Origin of the sequence: Thermophilibacter provencensis (assembly GCF_900128445.1) — a bacterium.
In the GTDB taxonomy this organism is placed as follows: Bacteria; Actinomycetota; Coriobacteriia; order Coriobacteriales; family Atopobiaceae; genus Thermophilibacter; species Thermophilibacter provencensis.
Map to the genome: position 1 here is coordinate 2,064,027 of NZ_LT671417.1, position 14,200 is coordinate 2,078,226.

Annotated in this window: 10 protein-coding genes, 6 tRNA genes and 1 pseudogene; 1 reads left to right on the top strand and 16 read right to left on the bottom strand. The window is 63.8% G+C overall.

The features are described from left to right. Positions 1–103 precede the first annotated feature (103 nt). The 3 genes from gdhA to BQ7391_RS09350 form a co-directional block, all read right to left on the bottom strand. Complete coding sequence (gene gdhA / locus BQ7391_RS09340) at positions 104–1,459, bottom strand: NADP-specific glutamate dehydrogenase (RefSeq protein WP_075280344.1); 1,356 nt, start codon at positions 1,457–1,459, stop codon at positions 104–106. A 233-nt stretch (positions 1,460–1,692) separates the two neighbouring features. Further along, a tRNA-Gly gene (locus BQ7391_RS09345) sits at positions 1,693–1,766 on the bottom strand. Between the two features lie 6 nt (positions 1,767–1,772). Further along, positions 1,773–1,849, bottom strand: a tRNA-Pro gene (locus BQ7391_RS09350). A 177-nt stretch (positions 1,850–2,026) separates the two neighbouring features. Here BQ7391_RS09350 and BQ7391_RS09355 point away from each other — a divergent pair. Next, a complete protein-coding gene (locus BQ7391_RS09355) occupies positions 2,027–2,950 on the top strand; it encodes a diacylglycerol/lipid kinase family protein (protein ID WP_075280345.1) in 924 nt (307 codons plus the stop codon). A gap of 465 nt (positions 2,951–3,415) precedes the next feature. Here the strand turns inward: BQ7391_RS09355 and BQ7391_RS12800 are convergent. The 13 genes and pseudogenes from BQ7391_RS12800 to BQ7391_RS12525 form a co-directional block, all read right to left on the bottom strand. Further along, positions 3,416–3,757: pseudogene (locus BQ7391_RS12800) on the bottom strand (transposase); the annotation flags it as partial. A gap of 97 nt (positions 3,758–3,854) precedes the next feature. After that, positions 3,855–5,558, bottom strand: coding sequence for a phosphoenolpyruvate--protein phosphotransferase (gene ptsP / locus BQ7391_RS09365; RefSeq protein WP_075280347.1), 1,704 nt, complete (start codon positions 5,556–5,558; stop codon positions 3,855–3,857). A gap of 104 nt (positions 5,559–5,662) precedes the next feature. Further along, complete coding sequence (locus tag BQ7391_RS09370) at positions 5,663–6,667, bottom strand: 1-phosphofructokinase family hexose kinase (protein ID WP_075280348.1); 1,005 nt, start codon at positions 6,665–6,667, stop codon at positions 5,663–5,665. 246 nt (positions 6,668–6,913) lie between these two features. Further along, positions 6,914–6,990, bottom strand: a tRNA-Arg gene (locus BQ7391_RS09375). A 26-nt stretch (positions 6,991–7,016) separates the two neighbouring features. Beyond that, positions 7,017–7,595 carry an NUDIX hydrolase gene (locus BQ7391_RS09380; protein WP_075280349.1) on the bottom strand — a complete coding sequence of 193 codons (579 nt, stop codon included), beginning with the start codon at positions 7,593–7,595 and terminating at the stop codon, positions 7,017–7,019. Between the two features lie 6 nt (positions 7,596–7,601). After that, the gene (locus tag BQ7391_RS09385; protein WP_235858657.1) at positions 7,602–8,387 is read right to left on the bottom strand and encodes a DNA/RNA non-specific endonuclease; all 786 of its coding nucleotides are present in this window, start codon (positions 8,385–8,387) and stop codon (positions 7,602–7,604) included. A 233-nt stretch (positions 8,388–8,620) separates the two neighbouring features. Next, a tRNA-Lys gene (locus BQ7391_RS09390) sits at positions 8,621–8,696 on the bottom strand. Between the two features lie 6 nt (positions 8,697–8,702). Beyond that, positions 8,703–8,778: transfer RNA gene (locus tag BQ7391_RS09395), tRNA-Lys, on the bottom strand. A gap of 13 nt (positions 8,779–8,791) precedes the next feature. Beyond that, positions 8,792–8,867: transfer RNA gene (locus BQ7391_RS09400), tRNA-His, on the bottom strand. Between the two features lie 86 nt (positions 8,868–8,953). Continuing rightward, positions 8,954–9,139, bottom strand: coding sequence for a hypothetical protein (locus BQ7391_RS09405; RefSeq protein ID WP_075280350.1), 186 nt, complete (start codon positions 9,137–9,139; stop codon positions 8,954–8,956). Positions 9,140–9,141: 2 nt separating this feature from the next. Further along, positions 9,142–9,891 carry a Fic family protein gene (locus BQ7391_RS09410; protein ID WP_075280351.1) on the bottom strand — a complete coding sequence of 250 codons (750 nt, stop codon included), beginning with the start codon at positions 9,889–9,891 and terminating at the stop codon, positions 9,142–9,144. Between the two features lie 211 nt (positions 9,892–10,102). After that, positions 10,103–11,047, bottom strand: coding sequence for an SIR2 family protein (locus BQ7391_RS09415; RefSeq protein WP_075280352.1), 945 nt, complete (start codon positions 11,045–11,047; stop codon positions 10,103–10,105). Then, the gene (locus tag BQ7391_RS12525) at positions 11,047–14,199 is read right to left on the bottom strand and encodes a type III restriction-modification system endonuclease (protein ID WP_075280353.1); all 3,153 of its coding nucleotides are present in this window, start codon (positions 14,197–14,199) and stop codon (positions 11,047–11,049) included. The genes BQ7391_RS09415 and BQ7391_RS12525 overlap by 1 nt, the downstream gene beginning before the upstream one ends. Between the last annotated feature and the right edge of the window lies 1 nt (position 14,200).

Sequence of the window (14,200 nt, forward strand, 5' to 3'; positions counted from 1 at the left end):
CCCTGCATGCGGAAGGCCCCCGACTTCCTCAGCAGAATCTTCCGCGAAGCGTGGTCCTGCGTGGAAGTCGGGGGCCTCCCCCAACGCGTATCAGGTCAGGCGACTAGCACACGCCCTGGGCCATCATGGCCTCGGCGACCTTGAGGAAGCCGGCGATGTTGGCGCCCATCACGAAGTTGCCCTCGTGGCCGTACTCGCGGGCGGTGTCGTCCACGTTGTGGAACATGCCGCGCATGAGGCTCTCGAGCTTGCCGTCGACCTCCTCGAACGTCCAGGAGAGGTGCTCGGCGTTCTGGCTCATCTCAAGGCCAGAAACGAGCACGCCGCCGGCGTTGGCCGCCTTGCCGGGCATGAAGGCAACACCGTTCTCCATGAGGTAGGTGGTGGCGTCGGGCGTGGTGGGCATGTTCGCGCCCTCGCCGACGACCTTGCAGCCACCCGCCACGAGCGCCTGGGCGTCCTCGAGGGTGAGGGTGTTCTCGCGGGCGCAGGGCAGCGCGATGTCACAGGGGAGCTGCCAGACGCCACGGCCGTCGCCCTCGTGCCAGACAGCGTTGGGGCGCTCGTCGACGTACATCGCGAGGCTCACGCCAGCGTCGTGGCCGGAGCGCTTCTTGTTGTAGATGTGCTCGAGCACCTGGTAGTCGATGCCCTCGGGGTCCTCGACCCAACCCTTGGTGTCGGAGCAGGCGATGACGGTGCCGCCGAGCTGGGCGACCTTCTGAATGGCGTAGATGGCCACGTTGCCGGAGCCGTGGACGACGACCTTCTTGCCCTCGAAGGAGTCGCCGGTGCTCTTGAGGTACTCGTCGACGAAGTAGACCAGGCCGTAGCCGGTGGCCTCGGTGCGGGCGAGCGAGCCGCCGAAGGTGAGGCCCTTGCCCGTGAGGACGCCGGTCCACTCGTTCTTGAGGCGCTTGTACTGGCCGAACATGTAGGCCACCTCGCGGCCGCCCACGCCCAGGTCCCCGGCGGGGACGTCGGTGTTGGGGCCGATGTGGCGGAAGAGCTCGGTCATGAACGACTGGCAGAAGGCCATGACCTCGCGGTTGGACTTGCCCTTGGGGTCGAAGTCGGAGCCGCCCTTGCCACCGCCCATCGGCAGCGTGGTCAGGCTGTTCTTGAAGATCTGCTCGAAGCCGAGGAACTTGAGCATGCCCACGGTGACCGTGGGGTTGAAGCGCAGGCCGCCCTTGTAGGGGCCGATGGCGGAGTTGAACTCGACGCGATAGCCGCGGTTGACCTGGACCTTGCCCTCGTCGTCGACCCACGGCACGCGGAACATGATCACGCGCTCGGGCTCGACGATGCGCTCGAGAAGCGCGTTCTCCTCGTACTCGGGGTGAGCGTCGAGGGCGGGCTGCAGGGTCTCGAGGACCTCCTTGGCCGCCTGAATGAACTCGAGCTGCTCGGGATAGCGGGCCTCAAGCTCGGCAATGACTCTCTCGGAATACGTCATGGGATTCTCCCCTCTCCTGCGGCCGCGGCCGCGACGAAAGTTCCGGAAGAGAGGATACGTTGACGAAACGTGGCGGCACAAATCTGCGCGAGAAGTGTAACGGCATCGAACCTCGTGCGAAATCTCCCGTACACACGAAACACAGGCGCAATCCACACGCGCGCTTTCTGTTAATTGGGGACAGTCCCCAATTTGCAGAAAGCCCGGGCACGAGGCCCGGGCTCTTCAAGATCTGGAGCGGGTGACGGGAATCGAACCCGCGTCATCAGCTTGGAAGGCTGAGGTTCTACCATTGAACCACACCCGCGTTGCGTGGTCGGGGCGACTGGATTCGAACCAGCGACCCTCTGCTCCCAAAGCAGATGCGCTACCAAGCTGCGCCACGCCCCGGTCGCAAGTGCCCAGTATAGGCGAGCGCTCCCGTTCAGGCAATCTGCAAATTGGGGACAGTCCCCAATTTACATATCCGTCGTCCTTCTCGCCCGCTTGGCGGCGTGGGGCAGGAGGTCGCTTTCGCCGCAGTCTGGCGTACAATCGGGGCGAGAAGAACCTCGAGAAGGACGTCTTATGGCCCACTCCCCGCTCGGACGAACGCTGCTGATTGCCAACCCCGCCGCCCACAGCGGCAAGGGCGCCGCCGGCGCCGACTTTGCCCGCCACTTCCTGGGAAGCTACGCCACCGCCACGAGCGGCTACGAGGTGCGCCTCACCACGGGCCCCGGAGACGCCGTGGGGATCGCCGCGGGGGCCGTCGGCTTTGATACGGTGCTCGCGCTCGGCGGCGACGGCGTCATCCATGAGGTCGTGAACGGCCTCATGAGGCTTCCGGGGTCCGCGCGGCCGCAGCTCGGCGTGATACCCCTCGGCTCCGGAAACGACTACGCCCGAACGCTCGGAATGGCGAGAAATGACGTCGAGGGCGCCTTCGCGCAGCTCGTGCGCGGCACCGTGCGCGAACTCGAGGTCGGTCGGGTCAACGGCGTTCACTTCATGCAGACCCTCTCGTTTGGCCTCGACGCGGCGATTGCGCTGGACACGACGGACCGTCGCGCGGCCAACACCTCGCAGGAGGGCGAGGCGCTCTTCGTCACCTCAGGGCTCAAGATCCTCTCGCGGGCGAAGGGCGGCTTTCCCTGCACGGCGCGCTTTGACGGCGAGGGGCCGGTCGAGCTCAAGACGCTCATCTTCGCCGTGCAGGTGGGCCCAACTTACGGCGGCGGCTTCAGAATCTGCCCGGACGCCGATCCCGGAGACGGCCTTCTCGACGTCTGCTACAACGTCAAGAAACCGCTGCTCCCCCATCTGCTGGCACTCTTCGGGCTGGCGCGGGGCGGACGTCACGCGCGGTCGAGCGTCGTGAGCCTGCGCCATATCCGACATGCCGTTCTCGACTTTGCCGAGGAGCCGCCCTGCCAGGTCGACGGAGAGCGCATGCGCGGCGCCCACTTTGAGATCGACGTCATCCCCTCCGCCCTTCGCGTTGTCTGCTAATTGGGGACAGTCCCCAATTAACGCAGCTTTTTGATGCAGGGCCTTCTCGATCGCGTAGCGACCGAGTCCCGTAAGCCTCCCGATCTGCCTGACGGAGAGGCCCGCCTCGCCGAGCCTGCGCAGATGGCTCGCCCTTGCCTCGGGGGACATCGCCTTCAGCCCGTCGAGCCGCTCGGGCCAGATCGCGGCCGCTGCCGCCTCTATGGCCTCCTCGTCGGGGACCCTCGCCGAGGTCCGCGGATAGTACGGTGCCGCTGCGGCATCGTTAACGTACTCGCAGAAGCCGGCAACGCCTCCGAGCAGGTCGAGAACCATTCCCGTCTCGCAGATCCCCGCGTCGCCGACATACTCCGAGTAGCTGCTCCACGCATATTCCTGCGGCGCCGCCATCCTGGCGCGGGACGGATTCTGGTGAATGTACCTCATCGTCGCAAGCAGCTGCTCGTCGGAGCCGATCGCGACGCTCGTGAAGCGCGAGGAGAAGACGTGCCCGACGTGCCCCCACCGCTCGTTGAAGTGGCGGGCATACGTGGTCGACACCAGGTGCGCGAACCCGCTCAGCTCCCCCTTGGCATCGTCGACGAGCAGGTGCACGTGGTTGCTCATGAGGCACCACGCCATCACGCTCAGCGAGAACCTCTCGAGCGCCCGCCGCAGCATCTGAAGGAACGCCTCGTAGTCTCGCCCGTCCTCAAACAGCACCTGCTTGCCCGCGCCCCGCATGATGACGTGATAGAGCCCCTGCTCCGACAGCTCCCTTGGTCCCCTCGGCATGTCTCCCCCAATCGACGGCGTGCGAGGAAACATACCCGTCGTAAAAATCAAAATAAGATGCCGCCCGCCAGCGGTTCGGCGGACGGCATCAAAGGTTTGTGCAAATTGGGGACTGTCCCCAATTTGCAGACTAGCGGGCGGCGGCCTGGAGCATGGCCTTGACCTCGGCGGCGGTCTTGAGCTTCATGACCTTCTCGGTGAGGGCGTCGGCGTCGGCCTTGGTCCACTCGGAGATGATGCGACGCGTGCGCAGGATCGACGGCGCGGACACGGAGAACTCGTTCAGGCCGAAGGAGAGCAGCACCGGGATGAGCAGCGGGTCAGCCGCGGCCTCGCCGCACATACCGACCATGATGCCGGCCTTGCGGCCCTCCTCGATGATGCGCTTGAGCGAGCGCAGCACGGCGGGCTGGTAGACGTCGTAGAGATAGCCCACGCGGTCGTTGCCGCGGTCGGCGCACATGGTGTAGCCGATGAGGTCGTTGGTGCCGATGGAGAAGAAGTCGCACTCGGCGGCGAGGTCGTCGGCGATCAGCGACGCGGCGGGCGTCTCGATCATGGTGCCGACCTCGATGTCCTTGTTATAGGACACGCCGCGGGCGTCGAGCTCGGCCTTGCACTCCTCGACGAGGGCCTTCACCTGGCGAATCTCGTCAATGTTGGTGACGAGCGGGATCATGATCTTGATGTCGCCGAAGGCGGAGGCGCGCAGCAGCGCCGTGAGCTGGACCTTGTACTGGTCAGGGTTGTTGAGGCAGTAGCGCACCGCACGGTACCCCATGAAGGGGTTCTCCTCCTTCTGGAGGTTCATGTACGGGATCTCCTTGTCGCCGCCCACGTCGAGCGTGCGGATGATGACCGGCTGGTCCTTCATGCGCAGGGCGACCTTCTGGTACGCGGCGAACTGCTCGTCCTCGCTCGGGAGCTCCTTGGCGTCCATGAACAGGAACTCGGAGCGGAACAGGCCCACGCCCTCGCAGTCGTGCTCGGAGGCGACGTTGGCGTCATCGGGGTTGCCGATGTTGGCGACGAGAAGGACCTTCTCGCCGTCGCCGGTCACGGTCTCCTTGCCGCGATAGGCCTCGAGCGCGAGCTTCTCCTCGGCATACTGCTTGGCCTTGGCACGATAGTGCGTAAGGTCGTTGTCGTCCGGGTTCACGATAACGCGGCCGCGCGAGCCGTCGACGATGACCATGTCGCCGCTCTTGATGTTCTTGGTGACGTCGGCGACGGAGAGGACGGCCGGGATCTCCAGCGCGCGGGCGATGATGGCGGAGTGGGACGTGCGGCCGCCGGTCTCGGTGACGATGGCGGCGACGTTGTCCTTGTCGATGTCCGCGGTCATGGACGGCGTGAGCTCGTGCACCACGACGACGGAGTTCTCGGGCAGCGTGGAGAGGTCGACGACCTCCTTGCCCAGAAGGTCGGCGAGAAGCCCGGTCTTGACGTCGGCCACGTCGGCCGCACGCTCGCGGAACAGCTCGTCCTCCATGTTGGCGAACATGTTGTAGTACATGTCATAGGCCTCGGAGACGGCCTGCTCGGCACACATGCCGCTCTCGATGGACGCGTTGACCATGTCCTTGATGCCGTCGTCCTCCGCGAACTCGATGTGGGCGCCCATGATGGCGGCGGCCTCCTCGCCAACCGTCACCTTCATGCGCTCGATCTGGGCGTTGGTCTGCTCGATGAACTTGACGACGGCGGCGGCATAGCGCTGCTTCTCGTCGCCGGCATCCTCGGGCTTGTGCGGCGTGAAGCTCAGGTCGGGCTCCACGGCGACGCGCGCGACGCCGATGCCGATGCCATCCGATGCGTTGACTCCCTCGTACATCTCTTCCCCCTACTTCCTGGCCGCTGACGCGGCCACTTCCCAGTATGGCCACGTCCCTCGTGGGACGGGAACACCAAGGAGCGGGCCGGATGGCCCGCGAGAGGCTACTTCTCGGCCTTCTCGGCCGCCTCGCGCTCGGCCTCGCGGGCCTTGTTGGCCTCCATGTCGCGCGCGATGGAGCCGGGAATGGCGCGGCCCATCTTCTTGTAGAGCGCGCCGACGACGCGGTCGATCGTCGAGCGCTTTGCGATGCCCTTGCTGGCCGCGGTCGCGGTGCCGCAGGCGGAGGCGAAGATGAGCGCGGTCTCGTAGTCCACGCCGCGCGTGACCTGGGCGAGGAAGCCGCCGACCATGGAGTCGCCGGCGCCGGTGGCGTTGACCAGGCGAATCTTGGCGGTGGGGACAACGTGCTCGGCGCCGTTCTCGTCAAGCAGCAGCGAGCCGTGGCCGCCGCAGGAGATGATGACGTTGCGCGCGCCCGCATCCTGGAGCTTGTGGGCGTACGGCATGCACTCGTCGGGCTCCTCGATCTCAGCGCCGAAGATGCGGCCGACCTCATGGTTGTTGGGCTTGATGAGGAACGGGTGCGCCTCGAGGGACTCCATCAGGAGCTGGCCGGGGGCGTCCACGACGAACTGGATGCCTCGCCCGCCGAGGCGGCGCATGATCTGCATGTACATGTCCTCGGGCAGGGAGTTGGGGATCGAGCCCGTGAGGACGAGCGTGTCATCGGAGCCGACGATGTCCATGCGCTCGAGCAGCTCGTTGACCTTCTTCTCGGGGATCTTGGGGCCCATGCCGTTGACCATCGTCATGACGATGCCGTTGAGCTTGACGTTGATGCGGGTGTAGCCGCGGTCGAGGATGACGAAGTTGCTCGCGACGCCCTTCTCCTGCAGGCACCTGAGGAGGTAGTCGCCGGTGAAGCCGGCGGCGATGCCCATCGCGATGCTGGGGACGTCGAGCTCGTTGAGCAGGGTCGAGATGTTGATGCCGTTGCCGCCGCAGTGCAGCTCCTCGTTCGAGGACCTGTTGGTAAAGCCCATGTCCAGCGTCAGCGGGTGCATGACGTAGTCAAGGGCGGGGTTCAACGTCATTGTGTAAATCAACGCGCGCTCCTTCCAACGGGCAGACTCACGGACTCAAGTATGCCGCATAACGCCCCCGCAACAAACCGTAAATCGCCTATACGGCGTAAGGATTTCCGCCAAAGGGCCGTCCCGGCCCCCGCGGGCGCGCCGGGGGCGGGGAACCATCTCATATATCAGTAGCTGCTGCAGTCGTGCCGCCCGAGACAAGGGCTGGCGAGAAGAACGGGCCGGGCACCGCAGGGGTGGCCCGGCCCGAGGCTCTCGTGGTGCGCCCTGAGGGATTCGAACCCCCGACCTTCGGATTAGAAGTCCGCGGCTCTATCCAACTGAGCTAAGGGCGCGTTTCGCGACATGCCGCGTGGTCATTCTATAGCAACCCGTAGGCCCGCGCCGCGAGAATGCCGGTCACGGTCTTGGCGTCGTCGATGAGGCCGCGGCGAATGGCCTCCACGGCGTCCTCGACGCCCACCCACAGGACGTTCAGAAACTCCCCCTCGTCAGGCGCCGCCTCCCCCTGCGTGAGGCCGTGGGCGAAGTACACCGAGGTGTGCTCGTTCGTAAAGCCGGGGGCGCCGTAGGACTCGGCGAGGAGCTCCAGGCGGTCGGCCACGAGCCCCGTCTCCTCGGTGAGCTCGCGGGCGGCACAGACGTCTCGCGGCTCGTCCGGGTCCACCTTGCCGGCAGGGATCTCGAGCGTCATCCGCCCCAGCGCCACGCGATACTGGCGCACCAGGCACACGCGCCCGTCGCGCACCGCCACCACGCCGGCGCCGCCGTGGTGGCGCACCACCTCGCGCCAGTCGAGGGAGCCGTCGGAGAGCCCCACCCGCAGGTGCTCCACGGAGAAGATGCGTCCCTCCCACTCGACGTTCTTCTCGACCACCCGTTCGATCAGGGTCTCATCCGGCTCGAGCGCGGCCTCGATGGCGTCAAGTCCCTCTGACATGCCCCCTCACTCCCCCGCGGCGGAGAATCGCCCCGTCGCGTAGTCGATGTCGTAGCCGGCAACGGCGTTGTAGACCTCGACCTCGAGGTCGAGCTCGCCGTCCGAGCTGCGCACGTCCACGATGACGCTCCGCGGCAGGAGCTCGTCGCCCTCGTAGACGGGGGTCGCGGAGTAGTAGACGGTCCCGCCGTTGTGGCGCAGCCAGTCGCGCGCGAGGCCCTCGGCGTAGGCCATGCCGCCGTTCTGGCCCGTGTTGTCGCCGACGTTCTGCGTGCGCGTGCCCGTGACCAGATTGTAGTCCGCGTCGTCCCCTCCGAGGGACTTGGCGAGCAGGTGGCTGCGGTTGAAGATCGCGCCGTGGTAGGTGGAGCCGTCGGGGTTCACGATGTCCACCTCGCGGTTGTGCCCCCACCCGGCGGGGTGGATGTCGTGGATGTCCTCGCGCTCGCGGTCCGCGCCCTCGCGCGACATCTCGGGCGTGACGAGCGCGACCACGCGACCCGTGCGCCCGAGCGAGTCGAGCCCCTCGTAGCGAGCCTCACCCGGGTCCAGGTCAACGTCGACGACGGCCGTCCCGACCACGCGGTAGTAGTCCGGGCTCTCGCCGGGGTCCCACTCGGTGTAGCCGGCCTGCCGCTCGGAGATGCGCGGAGGCTCCTGCGCCGCCCGCAGCCCGGGGGCGCCGGGGAGCGCGCCCGCAGCGCCGAGCGCCAGCAGCGCAACGAAGACAATCGCAACGATGAGCGCGGGCCTGCTCTGGGGGCGCCGCGCGCCGAACGTCCTTCTCGCCATGTGCCCCTCCCTTCCCGCATCGCAGGATACCATGCGGCCCGGACGGAATCGGCGGCCCGCCGCGGCTTGCGCCGCGATTGAGGGGGAGGCTCGCGAGCGTGCCCCGGCGCACGGAATCCCCGTCCGGAGCCACCGTTCCGTGCGCGGGGGCATGCTCGGGCGGACCCGCCTCAGCCCCGCCCGAGACACGGCAAAACGGCCGGGCACCCGAAGGCGCCCGGCCGAATCTATCGTGGTGGATCGTCAGGGGTTCGAACCCTGGACCTTGGGATTAAGAGTCCCCTGCTCTACCAGCTGAGCTAACGATCCAAAAAGTGGTGGATCGTCAGGGGTTCGAACCCTGGACCTTGGGATTAAGAGTCCCCTGCTCTACCAGCTGAGCTAACGATCCGTATTCGATTAAATGGGGTGGGCGAAGGGTCTCGAACCCTCGACCTACGGAGCCACAGTCCGTCGCTCTGCCAACTGAGCTACACCCACCATTTTTGGCCACCTCTTCAAGCAGCTCGATTATTATGCAAAACCCCGCCGTCCGATGCAAGGACTTTTTTGGGGAGTCCACATCTTCACATCACAAGGGCGAGAAGGACGACCGCAAGCAGGGCGAGAAGCACGAGCGCACACCCGCAGCCTCCGCAGCCTCCCCTCTCGGCGCCACCTCGCACGAGCGGGTCCACTCCGTAGTGCGTGAGCGCGCGCTCCGGCGTGGACCAGCGGCCGTCCCGATTGAAGTCGAAGGGGTTTCCCGCCATGCCTAGTCGATAATCCCCTCCCACGTGAGCAGCGTCTCGTTGCGGAGGAACCGGCGGAACGGGCTGAGGTCGCCCTCGAGGTGGAAGACGTCGAGCCCCGCGTGATACGCCCCGTGGTCCTGCGCGCGGATCACGATGGGAGGCATCCCCATGGCGAGGAGCACCCCGTTCATGAGCAGCCGGGCGGTGCGGCCGTTGCCGTCCGCGAAGGGGTGGATCTCGGAGAGGCGGGCGTGAAGGTAGGCGGCGATGGTGAGATGGCGCCCTCCCGCCTCGAGCTCCGTGTTGACGTCGTCCGCGAGGACGCCCACCGCGTGCGGGACCTCGACCGCGGGGATGCCGACGCGCGCCGGGCCGCCGACGTAGTTGTCCAGCTTGAAGGCGCCCGGGCGCTCGCCCGCGAGCAGGAGCTTCTCCTTGTACGTCCCCATGGTCACGAGCCCCTGGGCCTCCTGGATGAGCTCCTCGGAGAGGCAGGGGTCCTCGGCGAGCTTGATGCGGGCGAGGTCCCAGGAGACCTTGAGGTTGCGCGCCTCGACGAGCACCTGGACGTCGCCGGTGTAGCCCTCGACGGCGTCGCCCTTGACGATCTGGCTCACGGTGGCAAACGTGAGCTCCTCGTTCTCTATCTTCTCGGAGTTGTAGACGTAGTCGACGACAAAGTCGGCGAGCAGCTTCTCCCGGCGCTCCTCCGGAAGCGCCACCCACGTGGCGACCAGCGCGTCGTAGCGATCCTTCAGCAGGTTAGCCATGGTGCACCTCCCATCGGACTGGTTGGTAGCATTCTACCGGCCGCCCTGGGCGAGAAGGGCGCTCGACTCTGCCAGAGGCCGCGCCCCCTCGGCGGAGGGCGCCGTGCAAAGGGGACAGGCACTTTTGCACGCCAGAGAAGCGTGCAAAAGTGCCTGTCCCCTTATCCGGAGGCAACTTAACGATGCCACACACCAGTTTTAAGAAAGGACATCAATCCCAGCCGTCCTCCTCTTGGAGCGACTCTAGAACAATCCCGTAGCCCCTCTTGTACGAGTGGGTAACAATGGGGACGTACTGGACGTTGAGCCCGCTTAGGGCAATCGCCTTGGCACCCTCCCTCATTTCGTGCTTCTTTTCCTCGCAGTCCTCGTCTTTGCTTATCTCGGCGACATCGAAATATGTAACCTTATTAGGTCTCGCTGTAATGTCGACATTAGAAAAGAAGGCTGCCCTGAACGTTAGGAGCCACCAGAGGTCCAGCTCCGAGAAGGAAAGCCCCAGCCCAAGTATCGCAATATCAGAGTTGAAGAACAGAATCGGCCACTGCATTTCTGAAACTGCTACCGTCCCATTTAGTATTCGGGCGATGCGAGGACTGTCTAATTCGCATTCGTCCTTCGATCCCTTCACTAATAGGGACCTCATATGCTGGACATAGCCCATGTAATGCTCATAACCTATGCAAATCGAGGACGCAAGATTGCACACCCCATGGCAATGGAAGAAGTTCCTGCCCCCAACGACGCCCGTGGACTCAAACAGATATTTCTGCTGGGAGTTCCACCTCCGGGCATCGTTAGGGTCCCAGCGCCCAGAAGCCTCCTCAAGAACAAAGTCGTAATTTGTGGTAATAATATTGTCAGTTTTAGTTTTATACACTGCGTGATGTAGAGGCCCAAAGTCGTATGGCGTCTCATCGAACAGACCCTTGATCTTGTTTTTTAGTTTCAGATACGAATCTTTGCCGCGACGAGAAGAGCGCTCGTTCTCCCTGGCCCCAATCATTTCAAACTGAATTGGCTGCGGAATGGCATCATTCTTGTCGTTTGTCTGAATCCGCAAGTCATCGGGGCATATTTCCTGGAGCAAGGCATCCCAGCTGCGACCTCCAGCCGCCAGGTTGAGGCCGTTACCAATCAGCAGGGTCTTTTCCATTACTCTCTCACCAACTCCAGCAGCTTCTCGTAGCTATCGACAACATCGTACTCAACGTTGGCGCCGCCCATGCTGGCAAACAGCTTCCTCGCACACGCGATCTTCGCCTGCTCGATGGGACGCAGGTCCAACGTGCTCATCGATCCCTTCGTCTCCGCGACAAAGAACACGTGCTTCACGCTCCCTTGCTTGAAGGCAATCGCCCAGTCGGGGGCGTAGTTGCCGACCGGCGTCGGTATCTGGAATGAGCGCGGGAGTTTGGCGTAGACGACCACCTCGTCAGCCGCGTCCAGGTCCTCGGCAAACCGTCGCTCCACGGACTTCACCGCCGTCCCGTCCGGGAACACGTAGTCCTGCACGTTCTTCTTGGAACGGTAGGCACGCGCCATGCTCTCCGGCATGGTCTCCGTGAAGATAGCTGCGTCGTAGCGCTCCTCGAGCCGGTTGTAGCTGATGTGTTCTACGATCATCGTCGCCTTTTCGTCGACGATGGCATCCCCCACCTTGGCGATGAACTCCTCGGGGTTCTCCTTGAAGAGCGCGAACTTCACAGGGCTCATCTCGGAGAGAATCCTCGCCGCGCTGCGACGGGTGATCTTCGCCCGCCTTGCGACCTCGCCCACCAGGTCATATTTGACGTGGATGGGAGACACGTCAGAAAGGTTGTGCGTCTCGGTATGACTCACCTCGAAGTGGCTCTTCGAGTCAAGCTGCTCGGTGCTCCCCTCCTCGGCCTGCCCTCCCGTGACGATGCGATACGTCACCTTGGAGACCATCAGGTTGCGGTCGATATTGTCCACCGCCTTGCGCCGCAGCTCGTCACCGTCAAAGTGAACGGTATAGGCCTGCTTGAAGTTGATCTTGTTCCAGAGCTCCTGGAACTCCCTCTTTCCGAAGTTCTCGTTAAGGGGATTGGAGAGAACCTTCGCCTCGAGTCCGTTGCTCACCATATCATCGAGCGCCGAGCTGTCAAAGACGCTCGTCAGAACCGTCTCGATAAGCGGAAGCTTCTGCTCGATCACCGTACGCGCGGCAACGGGGAGTGTCTCGATCTCCTCGCGCCTGATGCCCTCAGTCTTGAACTTGTCGGTGACGCTGCCGTCGAGGCCAACGTACTCGAGCTTCACCAGCACGTTGTGCACGAGCTCGGCCTGCTCGCCGTCCAGCTCGAGCTTCACGCCGCCCGAGCCAACAAAGTGGAAGTCCCGGAGGAACTCCTTCGTGACCTTCTTCGGTCGCTCGCGCAGCTCGGCTCTAATGTCCTTCTGCAGGTCATTCACGAAGCTCGAGTAGCTCTCGGACGCGATAACCGTAAGCAGGTTCACCTTCTGGACCATGTCCTCGCCGAGCGCTCCAACGTCCTGACGGTCGCCCTCCTGGTTCACGCACAGGCGCATGCCGCGCCCGACCTCCTGTCGCTTGCTCGTCTCGGATCCAGACTCCTTGAGCGTGCAGATCTGGAAGACGTTGGGGTTGTCCCATCCCTCGCGAAGCGCCGAGTGGGAGAAGATGAAACGAGTGGGCTCGTCGAAGGAAAGCAGGCGCTCCTTGTTCTTGAGTATGAGGTCGTAGGCGCTCTCATCGTCGGAGTATTCCGACCCGCGCTTCGTGGCGCTATCGACCGCACGACCCTTCTTGTCTATCGAGAAGTACCCCTTGTGCACCTGGTTTGGCTCAAACTGCTTGAGATACGAGGCATAGGAGCCAGGCGCGTCGTCCCCAATGCGGGATGAGTCGAGGCGCTCTGCCACAGCGGCAGCGTACTCCTCCTCGAATACCTTGCCATAGCCGACCGTCAGCTCCTCACCGTCATCCGAGTAGACCCGATACTTCGCAACCTCATCGATGAAGAAGAGCGAGAGGCACTTGATGCCCCGCGAGAAAAGCTGCTCCTCCTTCTGAAGGTGACTCTTTATGGTCTCGCGAATCTGTACGCGACGGATGTCCTCGCCCGCGGAGTCGCCAACAACCTCGCCGCAACGCAGCTCCTCACCATTGCGGAAGCGCACGTAGCCAAGGGTGCCATCCTGATCAGCGCGAATCTCAGAGACGACGAAGTCGTTGCGATATGCCTCGAGCTCGCCCGAGGCAACGTAGATGTCGTCACCCTCGTTGAACGAGCCGATGACCTTCTTCACGCTGCCGTTGGCCATGAGCTTCTTGAACTCAATGCGCGCGACAGGAGCGGCCTTGCTCACCTTGATCTCCTGCAGGCAGAGGTAACCGTCTGTGCCGCGCATGCCGCGCACCTCGAAGCCCTTGACCTCGATCCGCTTCACGAGACGCATGTTGTAGGCATCGAGCGCGTCAAGCGCATAGACCTCGTTATGGTGCTCCGTGTGCGTGGCCGAGTAGTTGAGCGAGAAGAGCGGGTGGAACTGCTGCATCGCCTTGCGCGTGGCGCTGTTCTTCTTCCCCATTTTCTGAGGCTCATCGAGGATGAGGATGGGGTTGGTGGCTGCAAGAACGTCAATGGGGCGCCGGCTGCCAAAGTCGTCGCGTTCGGAGAACATGATGCGGGCGGTCTTGTCTCCCCCGCGCCCCTCCTTGCTCTTGGACTCGTCAAAGGCGTTGAACGCTTGCATGTTGATGACCATGACGGAGATGTCGCTTCTGCTGGCAAAAGCATCGAGCTCGTTCAGGCGCGAGCTGTTGTAGACAAACCACCAGATGCGCTTCCCGTAACGGTCGGCGAAGTGCCGCTCGGTGATGGCAAGCGACTTAGCCACGCCCTCACGAATGGCGACGCTCGGCACCACGATGATGAACTTGGACCACCCGTAGCGCTTGTTGAGCTCAAAGATGGTCTCGGTATAGACGTAGGTCTTACCGGTGCCCGTCTCCATCTCAACGTCCAGCTCGCAGGCGCCAAGCGCGTGGCTGAGCTTGCCCGAACGCTCGATGCCGTTGCGGTCCTGGACCTTCTTGATGTTGTCGAGAAGAACGTCGGAGCCCATCGTTAACGGAGCGTTCTTGTAGCCATCCGAGTCCGCATAAACCAAATCAAGGCTCACAGTTCCGCCGACCCCGCGATTCGAACCCAGGTCACGAACGAACTGCTGCCCCTCAATCTTGGGCTGACCATCAAAGACGTCAGAGACAGCCTTAGCCGCCAAAGTCTGATACTGCTGGACCTTGAACTTGAACTCCATA

Excerpts from the sequence above, each read along its gene's own strand:
- gdhA (WP_075280344.1), bottom strand. The coding sequence starts at position 1,459 with ATGACGTATTCCGAGAGAGTCATTGCCGAGCTTGAGGCCCGCTATCCC.
- BQ7391_RS09355 (WP_075280345.1), top strand. The coding sequence starts at position 2,027 with ATGGCCCACTCCCCGCTCGGACGAACGCTGCTGATTGCCAACCCCGCC.
- ptsP (WP_075280347.1), bottom strand. The coding sequence starts at position 5,558 with ATGTACGAGGGAGTCAACGCATCGGATGGCATCGGCATCGGCGTCGCG.
- BQ7391_RS09380 (WP_075280349.1), bottom strand. The coding sequence starts at position 7,595 with ATGTCAGAGGGACTTGACGCCATCGAGGCCGCGCTCGAGCCGGATGAG.
- BQ7391_RS09385 (WP_235858657.1), bottom strand. The coding sequence starts at position 8,387 with ATGGCGAGAAGGACGTTCGGCGCGCGGCGCCCCCAGAGCAGGCCCGCG.
- BQ7391_RS09405 (WP_075280350.1), bottom strand. The coding sequence starts at position 9,139 with ATGGCGGGAAACCCCTTCGACTTCAATCGGGACGGCCGCTGGTCCACG.
- BQ7391_RS09410 (WP_075280351.1), bottom strand. The coding sequence starts at position 9,891 with ATGGCTAACCTGCTGAAGGATCGCTACGACGCGCTGGTCGCCACGTGG.
- BQ7391_RS09415 (WP_075280352.1), bottom strand. The coding sequence starts at position 11,047 with ATGGAAAAGACCCTGCTGATTGGTAACGGCCTCAACCTGGCGGCTGGA.
- BQ7391_RS12525 (WP_075280353.1), bottom strand. The coding sequence starts at position 14,199 with ATGGAGTTCAAGTTCAAGGTCCAGCAGTATCAGACTTTGGCGGCTAAG.